The sequence below is a fragment of the Cohnella sp. 56 genome (assembly GCF_037963805.1).
In the GTDB taxonomy this organism is placed as follows: Bacteria; Bacillota; Bacilli; order Paenibacillales; family Paenibacillaceae; genus Cohnella.
On the sequence record NZ_JAZDQE010000007.1, the window covers coordinates 68,431 to 92,099 of the forward strand.

Consider the following 23,669-nt stretch of genomic DNA (forward strand, 5'->3'; position numbering starts at 1 on the left):
TGAGCAGGGAACGCCCGGTGCGGACGATTAATCGATCGGCACCCCCGCAAGCCCTTGCCGCCTCGGCATCGCTATCCGCTTGACTAATGGATATCGTGTTTCTTGAAGTTTCCGCCCTTTACTTCGGCTACGTCGTACACCATGACGAAGGCATTCGGGTCGAGTTCGTAGATGATTTCTTTCAATTTACTTTCTTCCAGCCGGTTAATGACGCAGGTAATCTCTTTGAACTGCTCGTTGGAATAGCCGCCCTCTACGAGGTTGTAGGTGGCTCCGCGCCCCAGGCGGTCGCGAATGGTTTCTACCATCGTCTCGGGATATTTGGTAATGATTTTGAACGTCTTGGCGCCGCTCAAGCCTTCTTCGACGATATGGATGACCTTGGAGGCGATATAATAAGCGATGCCCGACATGATCGCCCCTTGCAGGCCGAATACGGTCGAGACGACGATAAAGACGAACGCATTCAGGAACAGGATCAGGTCACTGGTGCCGAAGGGCAGCTTGCGGGACAGCAGGACGGCGAGCATATCGATCCCGTCCAGTGCGCCGCCGTTCCGCAGCGCCAGACCCATACCGAACCCGATAATAATACCGCCGACGACGGTTACCAGCAGCGTATCGCCATCGAGGATGGGCTTGATGTGGTGCATCGTAATCGTGCCGATGGCCAGCGATGCGATGCCGAGCACGGAATTGATGGCGAAGCTTTTGCCGATCTGCTTGTAGCCCAGAAATATAAACGGGATATTCAAAATCGCGATCAACAGTCCGAGCGGCAAGCCGAACAGCTCCGAACCTACGATGCTTAGACCCGTCACGCCGCCGTCCGACACATTGTTCGGAATCAATACGGCTTCAAGCCCATAGGCCGTGATGAATGCGCCTATGATTACGGCTAGTCCCCGCAGCACTTTTTTAAGCAAGGCAGGCTGTTTCGTCTCACTCTTCATTTCTTGACCTCATTTCCGGATTTGCTTCCAAAGTTTATTTTAGCTGATTGCAATTAAAATCGCACATCGCCGCTCTTGACCGACCCAATGAGGTGTGCAGGGAGGAAGACGACGGGAGAAGGCTGCACGAGCATTGTTCATACAGTGGGAAGTGAGGACGTGCGACCGGATCCTGTTCGCTAACCTGAAAAAGCGCAGGATAGGGCGCCTCATCAGCGACAATTCATCCGCTCAAAAACATCCATCTGCACTTTTGCGCGGTGGTTCCGACCTGGATGAGAAAAATATGGGAAAAGTTTAGAAAAGAAACGTATACTGGAAGGGGAAAGCCAGACGATTATTGCATCCGGGAGGAATAAATATGGTCACATCAAGCAGTTTTTCTTTATTTACAGCCTTTAGCCAGATCATGCTTATCGTGTATGGCCTGTTCACCTTGCTCGGCTTGTATTGCTTATACCTATTGATTAAGTTTTTAATCCGCGGCATTAAAGCTTTGGATATTTATATTGAAAAGAATAGCAAGTTTAAGTGATGAGGCAGCGCGGGGCAGCAGCTCACCAAACCAACTGTGCCCTCTTCGCGTCCCAGCGCCAGGCGATATCGCGATGCAGATGCAGGCCGCCGTACCATTCGTTGACGTCCTTCACCTGCATCCAATCCTGGGCTCCATCGGCTACTGCCAGCCCGAATGCCGTTAATGCAACCTCGGAGCCCCTGTTCACGACGAGCGCATCCGGTTGTTCGGACATCGCCCGCAGCCGATACCAATATTCCAGATCGCCCATCCCAAGCACGCTTAGCCGGTCCCCGATCTCCTTGAACAGCTCGTTCGGGGTTGCCGCGCCCTGCCGGATCAGCTCCAAGGTTGTCTGCTCTACGATTCCCAGACCGTTCATGGCGGAGGGCAAGCGGGATAAATGCGATTCAAGCGCCGCACGGGCGAACGGCAGCGCCGATATGTCTTCATGCAACAGGGCAGCATGCCGTTCGATATCCGGCGACGTATATGCATTCCAAATCCGGGTACCCGCCTCAAGCTCCTGCTGTCCGATCCTCGTCCATGTGCCCGACAAGGCCTCCAGCTGTCCGATCGTCAGCTGGCCCAGTCCCCGGAACGATTCGATGCCCGGATAGTCCCCGATGCACAGCAGGTTCAGCTTCGTACGTCCGAGCGCCCGCTTCGCAAACCAGTGCAGCAAATAGCTCAGCATAAGCTGATCGAACAAGTCATGCTCGAACCATAACACAACCTCATCGTAGGTGCTGAAGCGCTGCAGCATCTGCGCCTGCGACTCGCAGTGGGCCTCATATTCGTCTGCCGGAACGCCCAGCGTCCGCTCCAAATACGCCGCTCTGCGCTGCCTCTGCCCAGGCTCGTCCATATCCGGCCATAGCGGGCCTACCGGATACACTTCTCTCCAGACCAGAATATCGCCGCCGACGCTCCCCTGCCTTAGCTTATCGCCGACAACATCCCCGTTTACGATATGAAGCATCCTGCACCTCCTCGTATTCGGCACCTACAGCGTCTTCCGTATAAATGCCGTCGTATACTTCTCTTGAAAGCCGAGGCTGTCGTACAGGCATCTGGCATCGTTGCCGACGACGCACCAGAGCGACACGGTCTCGTGACCGCGCCGGTAAATCTCATTGCACGCATACATCGTGAGCTTCCGCCCGATCCCGCGCCGCTGCATGTCCGGGCGAACGGAGATGCTGCTGAGCACATTGCCGCTGAGATGGCTGCAGGCGACGATCTCCCCGCCGATCTCGCAGACCAGGCGGTCCTCCGCTTCCGCCTCCCAGGCGCTGCGTTCTTGCTCACTGGACCGGGCAACGGCAGATTCGGGAAAACGCCCGACACGGACGCGCATCTCATGGAAGGCGATGGCATGCAGCGACTGGCTGGCGATATAGTCATCGTCCGTATACCGTCTCACCGGAAGCTCCTCCTGCGGATACGGATCGCCCGTCCGCTCCATATAAGCAGATGAAAAATACGGTTCATAGCCGAGCCTGGACGCGAACGCATGCGCCGACGGATGATCGGCACGATAAGAGCTTCTGACGATCCGGGTCCCGCCCGCCCGCAATTTGTCCTCGCCATACTTGACGACTTCGGTGCCGATTCCTTGCCTGCGCATCTGCGGACAGACGAACACCGTCAGGTAGGACTGCGCTGCGGGCTCGTTCACTTGCGCCAACGCAACAAGCCGGTCCTCGATGAATACGGTCATGAACAACGCAGGCTCTTCGGCGAGCACCCGCAGGATCACCTCTCCGGCCCCGGCATCTTCGCCGATCAACGCGCGGACGGCCTGATATTGGCTGTCATTGTAAGGCTCATATCGGATACCGGAGAGCTTCATCGCCTGCACACTGTCCTTCCCGCTGGTGAATGCTTACAAATATTATACCGACAATGCAAGATGGAGCACCAATAAAAAAAGACTTTCCTCTCGTTCGGAAAGGAAAAGTCTCTGCATGATTGCTTCTGTATGCGGAATCGCGATCCTATTCGTCGGATAGGCCGAGCTTCCGAAGCTCCTCGCGCCAATGGTGCTTGGGCTCCCACCCGAGCAGCTTCATTGCCTTGGAGCTGTCGAGCAGCGCCTCGTGCCCCTCGAGCGGCGCGCGGAAGTCGGTGACCCCGGGATAACGGGCGGCCATCAGCTCGCGGCTCGGGACCGCCATGCTCGTCTCGGTCGAGCCGAGATTCAGCGCCACGGAGCCCAATCTCTCCGCTTCGATGGCGAGGCGGCAAGCCTCGGCGGCGTCGCGGGTATCGATGTAGCTCCACAGAATCCGCTCGCGCTCCTCCGGATTGTGTATCCACGACGGGAACCGCTCGTACCATTCCGGCGGGATCACATTGCCCAGTCGCAGCGACACGATCTGCATGCCGGTCCGGCGGTGGAACATATCCGCGGTCAGCTCGCCCACGATCTTGGACAGGCCGTAGCTGTCCTGCGGCAGCTGCGGATGCGCCTCGTCCATCGGCACGTACTGCGGGCCGAACGGATGGACGGCGAAGCAGATGCCGTACGACGATTCGCTCGAGGCGACGACGACCTTGCGGATGCCCAGCCCGGATGCAGCCTCCAGCACATTGTAGGTCGACATCACATTGTTGCGGAACGTCGTCTCGGGCGGCACCATGCCCGCTCTCGGGATCGCCGCCATATGCACGACCGCGTCCGCGCCGGCGAGCGCGCCGTACGTCTGGCCGAGATCTTCGAGATCTACGATGAGCGTCGGGCACCAAGGCTCCTCCGGCTGGCGCGTATCGACGTTCAGCACCTCATATCCATGCTCGACCATATGCTTGACGACCCAACGGCCCAGCATGCCGCTGCCGCCGGTCACGACTACTTTTTTCGATTTGCTCGTCATCGATGTTGTTCCTCCCTGTCATGGACGCCCGACACTGCCGCGGGGCGTTTAATACACCTCCGATGGGTATATTTATAGATTAGCAGACTTTGTTTGTCGGGTAAACAAATTGCTCCGGATTACGGTTTGCCGCCTTGACCCGGCGCTTCATAACACGAGGAACGGGAAAAAACGCGCAAAGAGCGAACACCGTATGCGTGTTCGCTCCTTGCGTAAAATCCGGGCGGTGTCAGCTATCGATGTCTATGATTGCCGTCTTAACAGTCTGGAGGTCTGCGGCGATCCGGTAGGAGCCTCGCAGCGGCACATAGCCCAGGCTTTGATTAATGCTGAGAATCGGACCGTTGAACGAGTCATTGTCCGTTTTCAAATAGGAGGCGCCTTGCTGCCCGGCCAGTTGAATGGCGCGGACCTTGAGCGCCCGCGCGATGCTGCGGCCGCGATATTCGCGGCGGACGCCCGTATATTCATGATACATGCCGTTGGTGGCCGCTTTGTACAGCAGGTTCGATACCGCCGCATATCGGTCTTGCCGGCTGTCTATTGCCAGCAGAACCCGCTCCGGCGCGTACCCCTCGACCTGCAGATGCCATTTGCGCCACTCATTCTGATCGGGCACCTCTCCCATGAACCCCGGAATATCGCGAAGCGTCTCCAGATAGACCTCGTAGAGCCGCCGCTCGTTGTCCTCGGTGATGCCCTCCTCCGCGAATGATCTGATGAGGATGCCGTCCGAGGCCAGCTTCTCCAGCAGTTCGGGCGCCTCCGGGATGTCGGGCTGCGTCTCCCCCAGCTCGAGCACCGATTCGAACATATGGCGCTCGACCACGAATCCGTTGCGCAGGGCGAATCGCTTGGCACCGGCATCGTCATCCCATATCTCCGATACCAGCTTCACCGCCCCGAGACCCTCGCCCCATTGCACAAGATGACGCACCAGCCGCCGGCCGATGCCTTGTCCGCGGCAGTCTTGGTCTACGACAACCGTATTGTTCAGATATCCCGGTTCCGTCCAGGGCGCCCGCCAGGACCATACATAACCGACGATCCTCCCGTCAGCGTTCACGGCGACATAGCGTGTACGGTCGTAGCCGGCCAGCAGCCCGTTGTCGTCCTTGTACGTATGGCCGACCTCGTAGAGCTGCGCGTCGTCTTCTTGCAGACGCTGTGCGGAGATGGGCTCCGACAAGTAAGTGTTGAGCAGCCCCGCCAAGCCTTCGTAGTCATCCGGAACCTTCAGGGGGCGCAGTTCGATCGGGTTGGGCATGGACAGCCTCCTTATATAAAACTCACATGTCCTGCCCTCTATTGTACCATATATTGTATATATACTGGCAGATGTCTCCTTAGGCGCCCTCTTTTTGTTTCCTGACATTGGACAGGAACATCGCGGGCAGCACCGATACGGCCGCAAACCCGGCCGACCACCAGAAGGCTGCCTGGTACGCATGGGCCAGCGAGCCGAGGCTCGCTCCCGTACCGCCCGCCAATTGTTGACTGATGACGGTCGCCAGGACGGCCGAGCCGAACGCGCCCCCGATCGTCTGGAAGATTCGCGTCGAGATGCTCGCATGCGGAATCTGTTCCTTGCGCAATCCTGCGTATGCGGACACCATGATCGGAATCAGAATGCCGTTCAACGCCGCACCCCGCACGAGCTGCGCCGCACCCAGCAGCAGATGGCTCGTATCCGTCCCAGCGAAGGCGAACGGTATGCTGGCCGCCAGCGTCACGGCAAGGCTGACGAGCACGATGCGCCGCGAACCGATCCGGTCCGCCAGCCCTCCGATCCAGCTCCGGGTGATCAGCATGCCCACCCCTTGAGGGATTAACAGCAGCCCCGTCGCCAGCACGCTCTCGCCGCGAACCTGCTCGTAATACAGCGGGAGCAGCAGCAGCGCCCCGTTCATTACCATGCCGGAGAGGAACAACGTCACGTTCGACGCCAGGAAGTGCCGGGAACGGAATAAATGCAAATCGAGCAGCGGAGACCGGCTCGAACGCAAGGCATACAGGATGTACCCGGCCAGCAGAACAACGCCGGCTGCCAGCGGGACGAGCGCACCTGCCGAGGACGGCCCGCCCGGATCGCTCATCTTGGAGATGCCGTAGATGAGCACCGCAAACGCGGGAGACAATAGCAGGAATCCGATCAGGTCGAACCTCGGCTTGCTCTTGGAAGGCTCATCCTGCGGGATGTGCCGCCAGGACAGCCAGAGGGCTGCCGTCATGACCGGAATATTCACGTAGAAAATCCAGCGCCAGCTCATATTGTCCATGATCAGCCCGCCGATGACCGGACCGAGAATCGGACCGAGCAGCGCCGGAATGCTGATGATCGCGATCAGCCTGCCGAGGCCGCGGCCGCCCGCCGTCTGCACGAGCACATTTTGCATCGTCGGGACGAGCAGTCCCGCGCCGATCCCCTGAATCAACCGGAAAGCGACCAGACTCCCGGTATTCCAAGCCAGCGAGCATAGGACGGAAGAAATCAGAAACACCCACAGCGAGAACATATACACATGCTTCCCGCCGAACCGCTGAATTGCCCAGCCCGATACCGGCACCGCCAGCCCCATCGTCAGCACGTAACCTGTGATCACCCATTGAATCGCCGATACCGTGCTGTGCAGGTCCGATGCGAGCGTGTTAATCGCCACATTGACCATCGTCGAGTCCAGCTGGGATGCGATCGCGCCGAACACAAGAATAAGTGCGACTTTTAAAGTGCCTCGGTCCAGCTTCTCTGTGGCGGGGCTGATGACCTCTGCCTGCGTTTTAGCCATTGTTGTTCACCTCTCGATATTTAAGGAACGGAACGTTCCGTTCCTTATTTGAGTACAATCATATTACCCTTCGCGTGAAAATGCAATATACTATTTACAAACGCCCAATGGCCGAACGCCATATACTTGGGAGAAGGAACGATACGATATGCCCAAACCATCGCAGGACCGCACGGGAAATAAAGAAGATCGGCAAACGGCGGGATCGCGCAGGCGCGGCGATGTACTGGAGAATGCCATCCTGTCGGCCGCATGGGAGGAATTGCGAGAGACCGGCTATGCCCGGATGACGATGGAAGCTGTCGCCGCCCGGGCCAAAACAAATAAGGCCGCCGTCTATCGACGGTGGCCGAACAAGGCGAAGCTGATCGTCGCCGCGCTGGTGAAGCATACGCCCAAGCCTTCGCTCGATGCGCCGGACACGGGACATCTGAGAGAAGATGTGCTCGCCTTGCTGGATAGAATCATCAAGCCGATGCAGATGATCGGCGCCGAGACGATTCACGGCCTGATGGTCGAATTCCATGGGGACGCGCTCCACGCCAACATGACGCTGCCCCCGAGATCGGAGGACCCGCTCGCGATCGCGATGACGAATATATTGCGCCACGCGGAGCGGCGGGGCGAGGTCACGCTTGAAGGGCTGCCGGAACGCGTCGTCACGCTGCCCGTCGACCTGGTGCGATTCGAGCTGCTCACGACGCATACGCCGCTGACCGACGAAGCCGTGATCGAGATCGTAGACGAGGTCTTCCTGCCGCTCGTGCGCAAGCATAACCAAGAAGGATGAGCCGTTGATTCGGCTCATCCTTCTTGGCGTTCGTTCATTGGTCGAAATACTGTCCCTGCTCGAGATCCTCGATCAGTCCGCGATGCTCGGGCCGCCATCCCAGAAGCGCCTGCGTCTCTGCGCTCGACCTCGGGATATCGAGCGCCGCGAGCATGCCGAGAAAACCGAAATGAGCGGCCGCCTCAGCCTGCGGGATGCTGACCGCAGGCAGGTTCAAGCGGCGGCCGATGACGCCGGCGATGTCGCGGAACGGGATGCCCTCGTCGCCGACACCGTCCAGCCGCGACCCCGCCGGGGCGGATTCGACCGCCAGGCGGAACAAGACCGCCGCATCGAGACGATGCACGGCCGGCCAGCGATTGGCCCCATCGCCGATATAGGCGGACACCCCCTTCGCACGGGCGATCTCGATCAGCCGCGGCACGAAGCCTTTGTCGCCATCGCCGTGCACGGACGGGGCGAGCGATACGATCGAGGTCCGCACGCCCTGCTCGGCCAGCGCGATCGCCGCATCCTCCGACGCCTGCCCGTTGGCGTGCGCGGTGATCACAAGCGGCTTGCCCGAGCCTCGAAGCGCCTCCCCCATCGCCTGTACGGCGCGCAGATCGGTCGCCAGCGCCCCCGCGAAGTCCGTGAAGTCGTGATTGAACGCCAGGTGGATGACGCCATCGGCAGCGGCGGCGCCCGCGCGAAGGCTGTCGAGATCGTCCAAGGTGCCGCGGTGGGCCTCGGCTCCCGCTTCCTCCAGCGCTGCGGCGCCCCGTCCGGACCGCGTCAAGCCGACGACCTCATGGCCGGCCCGGATCAAGTTCCGAACAACGTCCGAACCAATATAACCGGTTGCTCCTGTTACAAATATACGCATCATGAGCTCCTCCTTCAGTGCCATTGAGTAACTGTACAAGTTCAGTGTAAACTGTAGAGTGAACTCTAAGGCAAGAGCCTTCGTGGAGGAGCTGCGCATGAAAATTCATGAATTGGCCGGGCAGACCGGCTTATCGGTCCACACCATCCGGTTTTATGAAAAAGAAGGCCTGCTGGACAGCCGCCATGTCCAACGGGAAAAAAATAACTACCGCAGCTATGCCGACGAAGCGATCCAGCGTCTGAAGCTCATCAAAAAATTCCAGGGCATCGGCTGCTCGCTCGTCGAGCTCAAGGAAATTTTGCAGGACCATGATGCGAGGACGCGCACCAATCAACAGGTGATCGCATGGATTCGCCGGAAGATCGACGAGATCGAGCTGAAGAAGCAGGAATACGATCAGATGCTCGATACGCTTGGATGGATGCTGGAATACAGAATGCTATTGGAGACAGATCCGCAAAAGGCGAATGCTATGCTGGCAAGCCAATATGATGTCTGATCTGTGCGCGCATTCCCGGTCAGGGCCCCCGTTTATTCGCAAGGACGGCGACGAAGGTGCTACTGCTCCTGCTCCCGAATCACCTGCTCGAGCCCGAGCAGAATCAGCCGCAAGCCGAACGCGAACGATTCGTCGGACCCCATCAGCTCGAACAGTCCGCCCTTGAACATCTGTCGGAACAGGCCCGCATCCTTCTCGCTCATGGCGTCCAGCAGGCGCATCATCTCCCCGTCCGGCAGCTCTCCATGGTCCTTCATCATCACGGAGACATTGCGCTGATGCTGATAATTGTCCAGCACGAAGTTGAACACATAGTTCGTCAGCGCAAGAACGGCTTGCAGCTTCTGCTCGCGCCGAAGCGGCGTCTGTTCGACGCAGAGCAACATACGATTGGTGAATCGGACCATGTCCGGCTCGTGCGGCAGCGTCATCATCATCAGCTGCGTGGAGCAAGGATGCCGGCGCAGCACGTTCCGTATCGTGATCGCCAGCCCCTCCAGCTGCGCCTTCCAGTCTCCCTCCGCATGGAATTCCTCCACAATCATCCGCGATATTTGATTGGCCAGACGCTGATAGATATCCTGCTTGCTCTTGAAGTACCAATACAGAGACGGCGCTTGAATGCCCAGCCGGTCGGCCAATCGCCGCATGCTGAACCTCTCGATATCCTCCTCACCCAGAAGCGCCCACGAAGCCTCCAGTATTTTATCCTCCGTCATCTGCGGCTGCTGTTTTTTCATCGTTATCCGCCCTTTTATCTAACAGTGTAAGTTTGTGCTTTACAGGTCCATATGTTCATGATATCATCTAACACTGTAAGGTTCAATCTAACAACGTTAGACAAAATCAAAATCAACTATAGAAAGCAGTGATCCGCATGGAAGCACAAAACCTTCATTACTTTGAAAAAGCGCCGATCGCCAAAGCCGTCGCCCACTTCGCCGTCCCGATGATGCTGGGCACGTCCATGAGCGTCATCTATTCCATTTTGAATGCATTCTTCCTCGGTACGCTCCACAACACCGCCATATTGACGGCACTCGCGCTCACCTTGCCATTATTCGCGGCCATTATGGCGCTCGGCAACCTGATCGGCATCGGCAGCGGCGCATTCATCTCCCGGCTGCTGGGCGAGAAAAAATACGACCATGTCAAGCATGTGTCCTCCTTCGCCTTCTACAGCAGCCTGCTGCTGGGTCTGATCGTGCTGGCCGTCGGCCTCCCGCTGATCGATCCGATCGTTCACGGCCTGGGGGCGACGGCCGGCGCCTTCGGATTTACCAAGGACTATGTCACGGTGATGCTGATCGGCTCGCCGATCGTCGTCCTGTTCTTCACGCTGGAAAATATCGTGCGCTCCGAGGGCGCGGCGATCACTTCGATGGTCGGTATGATACTCAGCGTCGCCGTCAATATTATTCTCGATGCGCTCGTCATCTTTGTCTTCCATGGCGGCGTGATCGGCGTCGCGTCTGCGACGGTCGTCTCCAACCTGGTCGCCAGTGCCTTCTACGCCTGGCATATGGGGTTCAAGAGCCAGTTCCTCACTGTCTCCGCAAAATGGTTCAAGGTAAGCAAGGACATTGTGAGCAACGTATTCAAGATCGGCGTGCCCGTCTTTATCATGAGCGTTTTCCTCGGTGCGATGTCGCTTATTTTCAACCACTATCTGGTGGATTACGGGGAGCAGGCTGTGGCGGGGTACGGCATCTCATCGCGCTTGCTGCAATTTCCCGAGTTTATACTGATGGGCCTGTGCGAAGGCGTCGTGCCGCTGATCGCCTTCTCCTTTACCGCGAACAAACTGCGCATGAAGCATACGATCGCATTCACGATCAAGACGATCGTGGCGCTGGCCGTCGTGTTCGGCATCGTCGTCTATCTGATCTCCGATCACCTGATCGGCATGTTTACGAACGACCCGCAGTTGATTCAGATGGGCAGCTACATTTTGCATGTAACGTTCTTGTCCCTGTTCATCACAGGCATGACCTCGCTGTTCACCGGCATCTTCCAGGCCACGGCCCAAGGGACCGCCGCGTTTGTTATGTCCGTCATTCAAGGGATCACGCTGATCCCGGTGCTCTATATCGCCAATCGCATGCACGGCTTCCACGGCGTCGTCTGGTCGCTCGTCATCGCGGATGCCGTCGCCTTCCTCGTCGGCGCCGTCATGCTGTACTTGCTGCGCAACAAGCTGCAGCCGGATCTGGATGCTTTGGTGCAGTAAAGGGCGGATCGCTCGCCCGGCTCGCGTGTATGCGCTCCGGCAATACTTGAGGATACAGCCAAGCCGGACGGAATGGCGCCCCGCAGAGAAGAATCCGTCCCAACAGCGTCGCAAAGTCATAACCACCGGCTTAGCCGGTGGCTTCCATCAGCCCTATAAGGGCATGTTACAAGCAAGCGCCTATAAGGCGCACTGAAAGTCTGCCAACCGCGTCCTGCCTCGGGCGAGCCCCTGCAAAGGGGCCTCGTTACCTGCCCTTTTTCGCCGACTCACCCGTAAACGGGTCGATCAGTTCTTTCATCGTGAGTTGTTCATACTCTTTGTCCTCTGTTAGCTGGTTACGGATGTATTCTTCGATCACTTTTTTGTTCCGTCCTACTGTATCTACAAAATATCCTCTACACCAGAACTGGCGACTTCCGTAGCGATACTTCATGTTGGCGAATTTATCGAATATCATGAGTGAGCTTTTCCCTTTTAGATATCCCATAAATTCCGACACAACGAATAGACTTACATAAGAACAATCGTCAGGGGGACATCGCCCTGACGATTGTTTCGTTTCGCTTACTGCGGGCGATCCCCCCTGTAGCCGCGCATTTCTCGCTTGCAGCACACTCCGGCTCACTCGTCGCTCCTGTAGCGGTGGTTTTCTCGCTTACTGCGGGCGCCCCCTCCTGTAGCCGCGCATTTCTCGCTTGCAGCACACTCCGGCTCACTCGTCGCTCCTGGAGCGGTGGTTTTCTCGCTTACAGCGGGCGCCCCCTCCTGTAGCCGCGCGTTTCTGGCTTGCAGCATACTCCAGCTTCCTTGTCGCTCCTGTAACGGTGGTTTTCTCGCTTGCAGGTAGTGAGGTCAGATCGCACAAGCTGCGACGAGATGGTACTGAAAATGATAACGTTGAAGTCTACCCTGCAAAAGTGCAGGGTAGCGCCGCGTTTGGAAGGATCACGGGCTGCTACTTCGCAAAAGTGCAGGATAGCGTGCCTCAGCAGCGGTATTTCGTCCGATCATCGGTATCCATCCTGCACTTTTGCGCGGTACACTCGGGCAACATCTATCCTCGCTCGGCTATATCGCACTTTTACGCGGTACACTTGAGCGTATACCATGCCATGCAATGCAATGCAATGCAATGCCATTGCACGGCCCGCCTCTCATTTTCTCATCCTGTCCACTGTCACCAAGTTATAAATTCTATGATGTCAAAAAAAGCTGCCTCATCGGGCAGCTTTTTGACCTTTATTTATACGATTCGGGATAAAGCTGTTGATGAAGCTCGCTTGTTGCCTGCATGAACTGATCCAACAGACATTCTTTAGAAGCCGGGCCGGCCTGCGCCCTGCTCCCCATCGCGCGCTCAGTAACCGTTCGCAAACTCTCCGATGACTTGCAGTTCGTCCTCCGTAAGCTCGCGCTCGACGGACTTCCGGTATTCCTCCAGCATTTGTCGCCCGTCGCCTTTGCACCGATCCGTGACGGCCGCGATCGTTCTCAGCATCGTGACTTCCTGAACGAACTCTTGCTTCGAGATCGGCTTCCAGTGGGAGAGCACATACGTCTCCGCGTCGAATGTCTCTAATACGTCGAGCAGCCGCATCGTGTCGGCGATTTTATAATTTCTTTTCTCCGCATAAATATCCGAATAAATGCAGTCTCCCAAAAATAAAATTTTCTCTTCCCTGACGTACACGACAACGGAGTCCGGGGCGTGATTGCCTCCCACCCGCTGCAATATGCAGGTGATTCCGCCCAGATCAATTTCCGCCCGATTGTCGAATGCTAGGTCCGGCAATACGATTGTAATATTTCTGTGGGCGGGGAACTCCTTTTTGATGGCATTTGCGCAAAACTCGATTTCCGTTCCCTCTTGTACGCGTGCGTCCAGCGCTTCATCCGACCAGGCGAGGGGCACGAGCTTCTCCATTTCCCGCTTCGTTTCCTTGGAGGCAATAGACACCGCATCCTTCAAAGCGGACAGGCCGAAAATATGATCCCAATGCCAATGCGTGATAGCTACCATATCGGGAGCGGGGACATCTCTTGCGAGCAGCTCGTCCACAAAGTATCTGGCATGAGCCGCGGAGTTGCCCGCATCGATCATCAAAGTTTTGTTGCGGCCGACGACCATTCCCAGTATTGGGCGATCGGTCTCGGATACGGGCGTTATATACCAGAAGCGGCTGCCGATTCGTTCGATGGTATGCAGCGGGGTTTGCAACGGTAATCTCTCCTCTGTTTTCAAGGCTAAACTTTATAAGTGACCAGCGCCGAGCAGAACTGGGACAGACTCGTCCCGGTTTTTTTCTTGAACATCTTCCCGAACGTATGGACGTCGGCGTAGCCGACCGCGCCCGCAATCTCGCTGACCGACAGGTTCGTCTGCAGCGCCAGCTCCCTCGCCTGCTGGATGCGCACCCAGGTCAGATACTGCATCGGGGTCAGGCCGAACTGCCGCTTGAACTGCACGATAATATAGTTGCGGCTAAGCCCGGCGATCCGCTCCAGATCACTGTGCCGGACATTGTCGGCATGATGCTCGCGGATGTAATTCTGCAGCAGCAGCAGCTTGGCCTTCGTTCGCGCCTCCACGGCGGAGTCGGCCCGCTCCCGGTTCAGCCGCGCCGCCGCCTCTCCGAGCACCTCGAGCAGCAGGCCCTGTGCCTGCAGCTGCGCGGGCAGGCCCGGCTGCCGATGCAGGTGAACGAGCCGATTCAGTTTTTTCTCCAGCTCGGTGCCCGCATAGTTGCCGAGCAGATGCGCATCCCCGAACAGCCGGTGAACCGGGAACTCATTCGTCCCGAAGTGAAACACGAACGATAGGCACACATACGGCTCGCCCTCCAGGGTGAGGATCGAATGCGGCTCGCCGGGGCGGTGGAACAGCAGATCGCCCTTGACGGTCGGATATGGTCGCCCGCCAATCGGGTAATCCGCTCGCCCTTCCAACACATATTGAAGGGCATACTGCCCCATCGTCCGGTCACGGATCGCCCACCCTCTGGGCGCATCGAACAGATGGGCTAGTGTGATATAGGGCGAACAATGGAAGTCCGGCAGCTCCGTACTGCTATCGCTCTGCGGCAGATCGCCGGATGTCACCCGCTCCTTGTTCTCATCGCTCATCTCAGCGCCCCCTTTTCTCCATCGTACCGGAAAGTGATTTTGGCAACAAGAAAGAATATCCGAGCCAAATACAGCCGCCGTTTTTTTCGATAAAATCGGTCTCGAAGGTACAACAAGGAGAAAAGAGGAGACGATCCGATGAGCAAATCACAGATGGAGATGCCCTACGCCGATGCGCGTACGCAAAGCTGCATTACGGAGGAGCAAGCCCAATTTTTTCTGGACAACGGATTCCTGGTCATCAAAGGCGCGCTGCAAGGAGAAGAGCTTCGGACCGTTCAGGCCGAGATGGATCAGCAGGTCGCTCTTGGCGTCGCCGGCGTCCAGGACGATCCGGACTATATGTACGGCAAGGGCGGCAAGACCGGCCGCAGCATCCTGCGGCGCATCGAATATGTCATCGACAAGAGCGATCCGATGAAGGCGCTCCTCGGCCACCCGTTTATTTTGCGCTCGGTCGAGAAGCTGCAGGGCCGCAACTTTATTCCGACCTGGGACTCGATGGTGCTCAAAATGCCGGGAGAAGGCATCATCGTCCCCTGGCACCGCGATGCGCAGATGCCGGCGGGCTGTACGGATGCGCGCCCCATTTTTAACGTCGACTTCTACCTGGACCCGGCGGACCTCGCCACCTGCCTGTGGGTCATTCCGGGCAGCAACAAGTGGTCGCCGGAAGCGTGCAAGGCGAGAGTCGACCAGGACGGCGCCGATCGGTTCAGCACGGAGGACGCAATTCCGGTGCCGTTGGAGGCGGGCGACGCGATCCTCCACGACATTACGGTGCTGCACGGCTCGCCTGCGGGAGACGGCAATCCGCTGCGCCGCACGATCTATTACGAATTCCGCCCCGGCGAGATCGAATGGAGCTACGGACCGCATACGCGCGAGTACCTCGGGCTGAAGCAGCAGATGCTGCTCGAATGCCTGGACCGCCGGGCGGCCGCCCCCTATGCGCAAGGCGAGAAGCCGTTCGTCTACGACCCCGACGGGGACTTCGCGCTTGGCGCGCGTACGGCGTCGGATACGTTCCGTTACCCCCACCTCGATTACTGGCGCGGCTAGTACAGCATGAATACAGACGGCTCGGCAGCATCGCGATTGATGCGCCGGGCCTTTTTTTGCCGCCTGCTGCGCGGCGGCGAAAAACATAAGGGAAACAAACACCGCTTTTTACAATGCGGAATATACAAATGCATAGGCACTTATCCCACACCTGCTTATTTCCGACCGGAATGGGCATAAAGGAGTGTTATGGCTTGGCGGACAACGCTTCCCACTACTTTGCACGAGGCAACACCGCGCGCGGCGCGCATTTCCTGCATCAATCCGCATTCGGCGGCCTGAACAAGCTGTTCGTGCTCACAGGTCCCCAGGGTACGGGGAAGTCGACGGTCATGCGCAGCCTGGCGGACGGCCTGACGAAGGAGGGCCGGCATGTGCAATGCTACCACTCCCCCCTCCGCCCCGAAGAACTGGATGGCTTCATTGTGACGGCATTGAAGGTCGGTGTCATCGATGGACGCGTCTATCGGGGAATCCCGGAACTCGAGGCCCGCGAGATCGACTTCATCGACTTCGGGCAAGCGTTCGATTCCAGCCTGATCTCATCGGACAATGCCAGGGAGCTCGAAGCTCTGGAAGGCAAGCTGGCGGACGCTTATTCACAAGCGTACGAGACGTTCTCGACCGCATTGCAGATTCATGACGAATGGGAAAAGTATTATATTGCAAGCATGGACTTCGCAAAGGCCGACCGGATTGCGGACGATTTGATTCAAGCGTTGTACACGGGACATGACAGCGACACGCCGGCCGCCGGCCGACACCTGTTTTTCGGCGCCGCTACGCCGAAGGGCGCATTCGATTTTATTCCGGGCCTGACCGCCCGGCTCGATCGACGGATCTTCATCAAGGGAAGGCCCGGCTCCGGCAAATCGACCATGCTGAAAAAGCTTGCCGCCGCTGCCGAACAGAAAGGGATCGACGTTCAAATCTTCCATTGCGGCTTGGACCCGAACAGCCTGGATATGCTCATATTCCCGCAGCTCGGCACAGCGATCTTCGACAGCACCGCGCCGCACGAATACTTCCCCGAGCGGGACGGGGACGAGGTGCTGGATGTTTATGCGCTGGCGATGTCTCCCGGCACGGATGAAGCCTATGCAGCCGAGATCGCTGCCATCAAGGAACGCTATTCGGCCAAGATGAAAGCGGCCACCGCCTTTTTGGCGGAAGCCGAAGCGATGGATGCTCGAATCAGGGCCCTCCATGCTGCGGCCACGGATTATGCGCGCGTAGCGCAGCTTCAACAGGAATTGCAAACCGCCTTGATCGAACGGATTGGCGGCATGCAGCCTTTAATATAAGGGTGCTGTCTGTACGCAGCGGCACGCGCCCGGCGTCCCCGGTTGTATCGGGGGCGCTTTTTATGTTGGACGGTCATTTAATAGAAAATCATTTGATTTTGACGATCACTTTCCCCTTGGCGCCTCCGCCTTCGAGGTACCGGAATGCCTGCGCCGTATCCTCCAGCCGATACACTTTATCAATCACGGGTTTAATCCGGCCCGCCTCGATATATGCCTTGAGCACCTGCAGCTGCGCGCCGCTCGGCTTCATAAAAAGGAAGTGGTATCTCGCCTGGTGCTTCTTCTCAAGCGCAGTGATTTTACGGCTCACGACGGTCAAAATCGCCGTTTTCAGCCAGCCGAGCCTCACTTCTTTCCCGAATCTGGCATTCGGCATGCCCGAGACGGATACGATCTGACCGCCCGGCTTCAGGATGCGGAACGATTTTTCCAAGGCGGCTCCGCCCAACGTATCGAACACAGCGTCATACCCGCCGAGCTTTTCCTCAAAATTTTCTTTTTTATAGTTGACGATGAGATCTGCCCCCAACGATCTGACCAGCTCATAGCCTTTATCGCTTGCCGTGGTGGCCACATACGCGCCCATCAGCTTGGCCAGCTGAATGGCAAACGTCCCCACACCGCCCGAGCCTGCGTGAATGAGAATTTTTTGGCCCTCTTGAAGCTTCAAAATATCGGCGAACGCCTGGTAGGTCGTCAGCCCGACCAGCGGTATGGAGGCAGCTTCTTCAAAGCTCAGATTATGCGGCTTCAATGCAATGTCGGCCTCGTGTACGGCTATATATTCGGCCAATGTGCCGATCCGGCTCTTGCGCGGCCTGCCATACACCTCATCGCCGGGCTTAAATGCTTTGACCCGCTTGCCGACCTGTACGACAACGCCGGAGAAGTCATTGCCCAAGATGAGAGGGAATTTGTAATTCAACAGGAATTTTGTTTTCCCTTCCTTGATTTTAAAGTCGATCGGATTCAGGCTGGCTGCATGAATTTCCACGAGCACATCATGCTCTCCGATCGCAGGCATAGGTTGTTCGGTCATGACGAGCGGCACATCTTTACCGTATTTCTCGATGACGATTGCCTTCATATTAAGTCACTCCTATAATGATTATTGGTTTAAACATATGAACCTATTGTGCAAAAAAGAGGCCACTACAACAGTATGCCCCTGAACGCTCCTGGCAGTCACCGGGGCCCATCGCACTCGGCTTCTACGGCGGCAATCAACGACTTAAGCTGCTCGAGCGGCTTGCGCACCGTCAGTACGTAATAATTTTCGACGCCTTTCTTCTCGGAGCTGATGTAGCCGGACTGCTTCAATACCTTCAGATGATGGGAGACCGCCGGTCTGGACAGATCGATATGGCCGGCTATCGCATTCACATTCAGCCCCGGCTTGTTCTGGGCCAGCAGCATAATGATCGCTTGACGGTTCTCGTCGGTCAGCACTTCCAGCAGCGGGATGCTCGATTTGAATTGCTGCAGCACTTGCTCGGTTCGCCGGCTCATCAAGAACCCCTCCATACGTCCATTCGTTTAATCATTTAAACCTAATTATAATCATCTTCCTCCGCAAAGCAACCCCTTCTCACAGGCGATCGCCGCGGCTGGCGTACCGGAGAGCCGCGTGCGGTTCGACTGCATTCCCGGCGGCACACAGCAACAATCCACGTGGAGCCTGCCGTTCCCCGAGATGCTCCGGTGGCTGCGCCAGCCGTAAAGCCGGCCTTAGCGGGCCGGCCGACGGACCATCATCTCCTGCCGTACGAAGCCGTACTTCTCATACAGTCCGTGCGCATCGCGTGTGCCGAGGTAGATAGACGTATGGCAAATACGAGGGTGGTCGACCAATACGGCCATCATCCACTTGCCGAGTCCTTGGCCGCGATGCCCGGGGTCGACGATCACATCGCACAGCCAGGAGAAGGTTGCCCCATCCGTCAGGACCCGCATGAATCCGACTTGCAGTCCCGCCGTGCTGTACACGCCAAAACAAAGCGAGTCCTGCCAGCTTCTCAGAATCGTGTCTTCCGACCGCTCCGCAGCCCAGTAGCTGCTCTGCAACCATCCGACGATCACATCCGGCTGCAGCTGTTCCATCCTGTCGCTGATTGTGTAGGGCAGGCTGTGATGTATCCACTCCATCTGTATACCTCCATCATTCACGATATGTGATGAGTTTAGTATAATGGTGACAGTCGGGGGTTGAGAATCGAATTAATTCGCAGCTGTACCCATACAGATCGGGGTGGGAGCATATCAAATACGAGCGTGTGAAGGACCATCTGAAGCAGCAGATTAACGGCGGAGCGATCAAGCCGGGCGGCAAGCTGCCGTCCATCCGGGAGCTTAGCGAGCAATGGGGCTGCAGCAACAACACCGTCATCCGGGCGATCAATGAATTGGAAAAAGAGCATCTGATCTATGCCGTACCGAAGAGCGGACACTACGTCATCGTTCGCCCCTCCCCGTCTGCGGACCGGCCGGCAGGGCAGATTGACATGGCCGTGGCAGCTCCCGATCCCGGCATTATTCCCTATGAAGAGATTCGGCATGGGCTGAACCGGGCGGTCGAGCTGTACGGGGACCACCTGTTCTCATACGGCGATCCGCTCGGCATCCCCTCTCTGCGGGAGGCGGTATCCCGGCATCTGGCGGACGCCCAGATTTTTGCCGGGTCCGAGCGGATCAGCGTCGTCTCCGGCTCCCAGCAAGCCTTGCACCTGCTGGCCTCGATGCCGTTCCCGAACGGGAAGTCGACGATACTGGTCGAACAGCCCTGCTATGCCGGGATGCTGACAATATTGAGGCTGCTCGGCGCAACCGCCATCGGTATCGCCCGAACGGAATCGGGCCTTGATCTCGATGAGCTGGAGCGGCATTTTCGCAGCAATGCCGTCAAGTTTTTTTATACGGTTCCCCGGTACCACAACCCGCTCGGAACCAGCCTGTCGCGGCGGGAGAAGGAAGCCATCGCGGCGCTGGCGGAGAAATACGATGTGTATATCGTGGAGGACGACTATCTCGCAGACTTGGAGACGGACAGCAAATCCGATCCCATCTACAGCTACGATCGTTCGGGCCGCGTCATCTACATCCGGAGCTTCTCCAAAATCATGCTGCCCGGCCTGCGGCTCGGTGCCGCAGTGCTCCCGCCGGCATTCATCCCTTCGTTCCGCATGTACAAGGCGTCGAGCGATTCGAGCACGGCCGCGCTGTCCCAGGCCGCCCTGGAGATTCATCTGAGCAGCGGGTTGTTCCGGCGACATGCCGATATGACGAAGGAGCGATACGGAGTTCGCATGAGGATGCTGCAGGAGGCGTGCAGTCGATATTTGAACGAGGATTGCCGTCCAAGCCCATCGACCGGCGGCATATTTGCCCATCTCAAGCTGCCCGATCGGCTGTCGGCAGAGGAGCTGGCCGCGGCCCTGCGCAGGAAGGACGTGTATGTGTTCCATACGGCGCCCTGCTACCTCCCCAGTGTGGAGAGCGCCAACAGTCTGCGCCTCAGCATTATCCGTACGGATGAAAAACAGATCGAGGACGGCATCCGGATCATCCGCGAGACGGCAGACGAGCTGATGAGTCAGAGAAGTGCCGGCAAATTTAGTCGATCTGCGGTGACCTGGATGTAGCGGCACCCCTTTTCATCCATAAACCTTTTTCATCAGCTCGATCACTTCATCCACGGTAAGACCGAACGATCTGTAATACTCAGCGTCGACCGCCATCTGCTTCAGGATCATCTCGTTGCGTATGCGCAGCTTCTCGTCAGGCGAGAATTCGGCGACAAAGCAGCCTTTGCCCGTGATGGTATGGATCAGGCCGCATCGCTCAAGCTCTTCCCACGCCTTCTTGACGGTGATGACGCTCACGCGAAGCTCCAGGGCCGCTTGCCGAATGGGCGGCAGGCAATAGCCGTTTTCTAACTCGCCCTTGAGAATTTGAGCGCCGATCTGCTCGAAAAGCTGCTGATAGATCGGTTTTTCCGATGTGCTGGAAATTGCGATGTTCATTTGATCTCCACTTGCCGGAATCGTCTGAACGATATGCGATAGGCGATCCACGTGAAGGCAATGAAAATGGCGATCCCTGCCGCCAGAATGGATGCTTGAACCCCGGTATGGTCGGCACCGGACCCGTTAAACAGGTCGGACAGGTAGGGGCTCTGGATGCCGGCCCATTGGGCGGCAAATGCAAATATTGTAGCGGCTGCAATCGCTGCGATCTGCGCAGGGCCGTACTTGTACGCCGTCTTGTAGAACAGGGGGAACAAGAACAGGTTGTAGATTCCCAGCATGACGAAGCCCAATCCCCAGAAGCCCAGATGCGGCGCGAAGAAGTAGTAGTCCATATTCGGATACAGCCGGACCGTGAACAGCCCGTAGATCATCGCGACGACAATATGCAGCAGCTCCAGAATGACGAATACGGACACTCTTGCCCTCACCATGTCCCGCCTGGTGACAGGCAGCATCGAAGTAAAGAGCAGATCGTTCTGTCCGCGATATTGGGCGAAGATGCTCGGGACCGAGATCCAGTAGAAGTACATCAACACGATTAAATAGATCCAGCCCGGCACGAGCATGAGCGCGCCCATCAGAAACGGCATGGCAATAAACCAAGGATTCACACCGAGCTTCAAGTCCTTCAACAGCAGGTTATACATACGCTGCCTCCTTTTTCGCATAATAAATCATGATCTCCTCAAGACTCGGCGTGGCCGCCTTGATGCCGGCAGCGGGATCGAAGTCTGCCGCGTGGATCAGTCCGGTGAAGCCGAATGAGCTTGTTTTGTAAGAAATCAGGCGATCCTTCACTTGGTCCAGCTGGCTTGCGCTGCCGCTTAATAGCCGATATGTCTCTTTAAACTGCTCCTTCTCCGAGCTGTTGATAATCCGCCCGTCCGCAATATAGGTAATATAGTCCGCGCACTTCTCCAAGTCGGAAGTAATATGGGTGGAGAACAGAATGCTGATCTCGCCGTCCACGACAAGCTCCTGGAACACATCCAGCAGATCGTCTCGTGCGACCGGATCGAGCCCGCTCGTCGGTTCGTCCAGAATAAGCAGCTTCGCGCCATGGGACAAGGCAAGCGCCAGGCTGTACTTGACCTTCATGCCCGACGATAACTCCACGATTTTTTTATTTTCGTCCAATTTGAATCTTCGCAGATAGCTGCGATAGGCCTCTTCGTCCCAATTGTGATAGAACTTCTTCAGGATGCCGGTCAGCGTGCTCATCTTGCTGCGCGTGTAGAAGTCGATATCGCCGAATGCGAATCCGATCTCCTGCTTCAATTCAATCTCGTGCTCTGCCATGTTCTTGCCCAGAATGCGGACCTCTCCGCTCTCCAGATGAAGCATGTTCATGATCGATTTGATGGTGGTCGTCTTGCCCGCACCATTCGCGCCGATGAAGCCCATAATATAGCCCTTCTCCAACTGGAACGACACATCTTTAAGCTGAAAGTTGGGATATTTCTTGTTCAAGTTGCGTACATCCAAAGCCAGCATGCCGCACCTCCCACTCATATTGTGTATATCGTATATGCACAATGTATCACCGAGCTTCGGTTAAGTCAACGTCTTATTCATCCCCCTTGGAAATGAAATAAACCTCCATCTCGAGACGGAGACGGAGGCAGGACTGCGGTGCTATTGTGTTGAAGGGGCGTTAATATCGCAACGCATACTTCCCGATCTGGATCACGGCGTACTGAGAAAATAAAGATGTCGCGCATCGCTATCTCGAGCGTGGGGCCGATTGTCGAGCAAGCTTCGCGGCGAATTTAAAAACCGCCCCCGGAGGGGCGGATGAGCCGCTTCCTACAGCGTCGATGCTGCCTGACTGAGCGCGGCGACCAGCAGGTCCTTGTCGGCCGCCTGCCCCTGCCGGAGCTTGATCGTCTTCCTCTCCGGCGGCCCTTCGAAGCTGTCCGGGAGCGTCAGTCCCGCCGCGTTAAAGATCACGAAGCTTACCGCATCCTTGGACGTCGAGATGACGGCGGCGTATTTGCCGTTTTTCAGAAAATGGGGCTTGTTGTACTGCATCCGCTCCTGAATGTCCGCAATCGCCTCATGCACGATATCCCGCAGACCGGCGCAGAGCTGCACTTGCCAAGGTTCCTTTAACGCCTCGATAAAATTCGTAATGTCGGGGTTCATCAATAAATGCCTCCTCTATTGTGACGATTGCCGTGGCGCTCGCTTCAGCATGTCGATCTGGCTGCGCAATTCATACTCCAGAGCAGCGTCCCGAATCTCGGCCGGATAGTCCCGGAGCTGCAGCAGCTCGACGACACAACGAACCGCATGCAGGCAGATCGACATCCCTTGAAAAATAAAAACCTGCATATCCGCAGCTTTTTCCGTGTATGGGCGTGGCTGGCGCGATAATAGATGCAAATCTGCAGGCTTTGGCCTCTTTTTCCTCGCGATTGCGGACTTCGCGGCTGAATAGATGCCGATTTGCAGGCTTTTCAATATCAGCTCGTCCGGTCTGCTCAAAGCCTGCACGGATGCAGGCTTTATAGCCTCGCCCGCCAGCCAGCCGCTATAGCCCACACCTCGCATTATAACCGCCTCGCTCCCCCAATTGTTAACAAAAAAAACCGCCCCTGTCGGGACGGCGGCCGGGATGGGGTTGC

General features: G+C 57.2%; 24 protein-coding genes and 1 pseudogene. 6 read left to right on the top strand and 19 right to left on the bottom strand.

Annotation, left to right across the window (positions count from 1 at the left end):
- Positions 1–83 precede the first annotated feature (83 nt).
- From VQ071_RS14055 to VQ071_RS14080, 6 genes are all read right to left on the bottom strand, one after another.
- On the bottom strand, positions 84–953 hold the full coding sequence (locus VQ071_RS14055; RefSeq protein WP_340514668.1) for a YitT family protein: 870 nt from the start codon (positions 951–953) through the stop codon (positions 84–86).
- Positions 954–1,510: 557 nt separating this feature from the next.
- On the bottom strand, positions 1,511–2,452 hold the full coding sequence (locus tag VQ071_RS14060; RefSeq protein ID WP_340514669.1) for a DUF1835 domain-containing protein: 942 nt from the start codon (positions 2,450–2,452) through the stop codon (positions 1,511–1,513).
- 24 nt (positions 2,453–2,476) lie between these two features.
- Positions 2,477–3,325 carry a GNAT family N-acetyltransferase gene (locus tag VQ071_RS14065; protein ID WP_340514670.1) on the bottom strand — a complete coding sequence of 283 codons (849 nt, stop codon included), beginning with the start codon at positions 3,323–3,325 and terminating at the stop codon, positions 2,477–2,479.
- A 145-nt stretch (positions 3,326–3,470) separates the two neighbouring features.
- On the bottom strand, positions 3,471–4,349 hold the full coding sequence (locus VQ071_RS14070; protein ID WP_340514671.1) for an NAD-dependent epimerase/dehydratase family protein: 879 nt from the start codon (positions 4,347–4,349) through the stop codon (positions 3,471–3,473).
- 229 nt (positions 4,350–4,578) lie between these two features.
- Entirely contained in the window at positions 4,579–5,616 is a 1,038-nt protein-coding gene (locus VQ071_RS14075; protein ID WP_340514672.1) for a GNAT family N-acetyltransferase, read from the bottom strand.
- A gap of 79 nt (positions 5,617–5,695) precedes the next feature.
- Complete coding sequence (locus VQ071_RS14080) at positions 5,696–7,135, bottom strand: MDR family MFS transporter (protein ID WP_340514673.1); 1,440 nt, start codon at positions 7,133–7,135, stop codon at positions 5,696–5,698.
- Between the two features lie 148 nt (positions 7,136–7,283).
- On the opposite strand from VQ071_RS14080, the gene VQ071_RS14085 reads away from it, so the two are divergent.
- Positions 7,284–7,925 carry a TetR/AcrR family transcriptional regulator gene (locus VQ071_RS14085; protein WP_340514674.1) on the top strand — a complete coding sequence of 214 codons (642 nt, stop codon included), beginning with the start codon at positions 7,284–7,286 and terminating at the stop codon, positions 7,923–7,925.
- A 34-nt stretch (positions 7,926–7,959) separates the two neighbouring features.
- Here the strand turns inward: VQ071_RS14085 and VQ071_RS14090 are convergent, their stop codons facing one another.
- Positions 7,960–8,790 (bottom strand): SDR family oxidoreductase, encoded by an 831-nt coding sequence (locus VQ071_RS14090; protein ID WP_340514675.1) that lies wholly within the window; start codon positions 8,788–8,790, stop codon positions 7,960–7,962.
- Positions 8,791–8,887: 97 nt separating this feature from the next.
- Between VQ071_RS14090 and VQ071_RS14095 the strand changes: the two genes are divergently transcribed.
- Positions 8,888–9,292 (top strand): MerR family transcriptional regulator, encoded by a 405-nt coding sequence (locus tag VQ071_RS14095; protein WP_340514676.1) that lies wholly within the window; start codon positions 8,888–8,890, stop codon positions 9,290–9,292.
- A 59-nt stretch (positions 9,293–9,351) separates the two neighbouring features.
- Here the strand turns inward: VQ071_RS14095 and VQ071_RS14100 are convergent, their stop codons facing one another.
- On the bottom strand, positions 9,352–10,032 hold the full coding sequence (locus VQ071_RS14100; protein ID WP_340514677.1) for a TetR/AcrR family transcriptional regulator: 681 nt from the start codon (positions 10,030–10,032) through the stop codon (positions 9,352–9,354).
- Between the two features lie 137 nt (positions 10,033–10,169).
- Between VQ071_RS14100 and VQ071_RS14105 the strand changes: the two genes are divergently transcribed.
- Positions 10,170–11,522, top strand: a complete 1,353-nt coding sequence (locus VQ071_RS14105) for an MATE family efflux transporter (protein WP_340514678.1) — start codon at positions 10,170–10,172, stop codon at positions 11,520–11,522.
- A gap of 247 nt (positions 11,523–11,769) precedes the next feature.
- On the opposite strand, the pseudogene tnpA reads toward VQ071_RS14105, so the two are convergent.
- From tnpA to VQ071_RS14120, 3 genes and pseudogenes are all read right to left on the bottom strand, one after another.
- Positions 11,770–12,024 (bottom strand): annotated as a pseudogene (gene tnpA / locus VQ071_RS14110) (IS200/IS605 family transposase); the annotation flags it as partial.
- 858 nt (positions 12,025–12,882) lie between these two features.
- Positions 12,883–13,731: an MBL fold metallo-hydrolase gene (locus VQ071_RS14115; protein ID WP_340514899.1), complete on the bottom strand. Its 849-nt coding sequence runs from the start codon at positions 13,729–13,731 to the stop codon at positions 12,883–12,885.
- Between the two features lie 38 nt (positions 13,732–13,769).
- On the bottom strand, positions 13,770–14,648 hold the full coding sequence (locus VQ071_RS14120; protein WP_340514679.1) for a helix-turn-helix domain-containing protein: 879 nt from the start codon (positions 14,646–14,648) through the stop codon (positions 13,770–13,772).
- A 138-nt stretch (positions 14,649–14,786) separates the two neighbouring features.
- On the opposite strand from VQ071_RS14120, the gene VQ071_RS14125 reads away from it, so the two are divergent.
- The gene (locus VQ071_RS14125) at positions 14,787–15,710 is read left to right on the top strand and encodes a phytanoyl-CoA dioxygenase family protein (RefSeq protein ID WP_340514680.1); all 924 of its coding nucleotides are present in this window, start codon (positions 14,787–14,789) and stop codon (positions 15,708–15,710) included.
- A gap of 194 nt (positions 15,711–15,904) precedes the next feature.
- Positions 15,905–17,014 carry a hypothetical protein gene (locus tag VQ071_RS14130; RefSeq protein ID WP_340514681.1) on the top strand — a complete coding sequence of 370 codons (1,110 nt, stop codon included), beginning with the start codon at positions 15,905–15,907 and terminating at the stop codon, positions 17,012–17,014.
- An 88-nt stretch (positions 17,015–17,102) separates the two neighbouring features.
- On the opposite strand, the gene VQ071_RS14135 is transcribed toward VQ071_RS14130, so the two are convergent.
- The 3 genes from VQ071_RS14135 to VQ071_RS14145 all read right to left on the bottom strand — a co-directional run bounded on the left by VQ071_RS14135 (position 17,103) and on the right by VQ071_RS14145 (position 19,162).
- Positions 17,103–18,104 carry an NADP-dependent oxidoreductase gene (locus tag VQ071_RS14135; RefSeq protein WP_340514682.1) on the bottom strand — a complete coding sequence of 334 codons (1,002 nt, stop codon included), beginning with the start codon at positions 18,102–18,104 and terminating at the stop codon, positions 17,103–17,105.
- 98 nt (positions 18,105–18,202) lie between these two features.
- A complete protein-coding gene (locus VQ071_RS14140; RefSeq protein ID WP_340514683.1) occupies positions 18,203–18,526 on the bottom strand; it encodes an ArsR/SmtB family transcription factor in 324 nt (107 codons plus the stop codon).
- A gap of 219 nt (positions 18,527–18,745) precedes the next feature.
- Entirely contained in the window at positions 18,746–19,162 is a 417-nt protein-coding gene (locus tag VQ071_RS14145; protein ID WP_340514684.1) for a GNAT family N-acetyltransferase, read from the bottom strand.
- 128 nt (positions 19,163–19,290) lie between these two features.
- On the opposite strand from VQ071_RS14145, the gene VQ071_RS14150 reads away from it, so the two are divergent.
- On the top strand, positions 19,291–20,655 hold the full coding sequence (locus VQ071_RS14150; protein WP_340514685.1) for an aminotransferase-like domain-containing protein: 1,365 nt from the start codon (positions 19,291–19,293) through the stop codon (positions 20,653–20,655).
- A gap of 12 nt (positions 20,656–20,667) precedes the next feature.
- On the opposite strand, the gene VQ071_RS14155 is transcribed toward VQ071_RS14150, so the two are convergent.
- From VQ071_RS14155 to VQ071_RS14175, 5 genes are all read right to left on the bottom strand, one after another.
- Positions 20,668–21,036: a GntR family transcriptional regulator gene (locus VQ071_RS14155; protein ID WP_340514686.1), complete on the bottom strand. Its 369-nt coding sequence runs from the start codon at positions 21,034–21,036 to the stop codon at positions 20,668–20,670.
- The gene (locus VQ071_RS14160; protein WP_340514687.1) at positions 21,033–21,689 is read right to left on the bottom strand and encodes an ABC-2 transporter permease; all 657 of its coding nucleotides are present in this window, start codon (positions 21,687–21,689) and stop codon (positions 21,033–21,035) included. Before VQ071_RS14160 ends, VQ071_RS14155 begins: the two co-directional genes overlap by 4 nt.
- Positions 21,682–22,536, bottom strand: coding sequence for an ABC transporter ATP-binding protein (locus VQ071_RS14165; RefSeq protein WP_340514688.1), 855 nt, complete (start codon positions 22,534–22,536; stop codon positions 21,682–21,684). The genes VQ071_RS14160 and VQ071_RS14165 overlap by 8 nt, the downstream gene beginning before the upstream one ends.
- Positions 22,537–22,848: 312 nt before the next feature.
- A complete protein-coding gene (locus tag VQ071_RS14170; protein WP_340514689.1) occupies positions 22,849–23,187 on the bottom strand; it encodes a DUF1801 domain-containing protein in 339 nt (112 codons plus the stop codon).
- Between the two features lie 15 nt (positions 23,188–23,202).
- Positions 23,203–23,595: a hypothetical protein gene (locus tag VQ071_RS14175; RefSeq protein ID WP_340514690.1), complete on the bottom strand. Its 393-nt coding sequence runs from the start codon at positions 23,593–23,595 to the stop codon at positions 23,203–23,205.
- Positions 23,596–23,669: the final 74 nt, after the last annotated feature.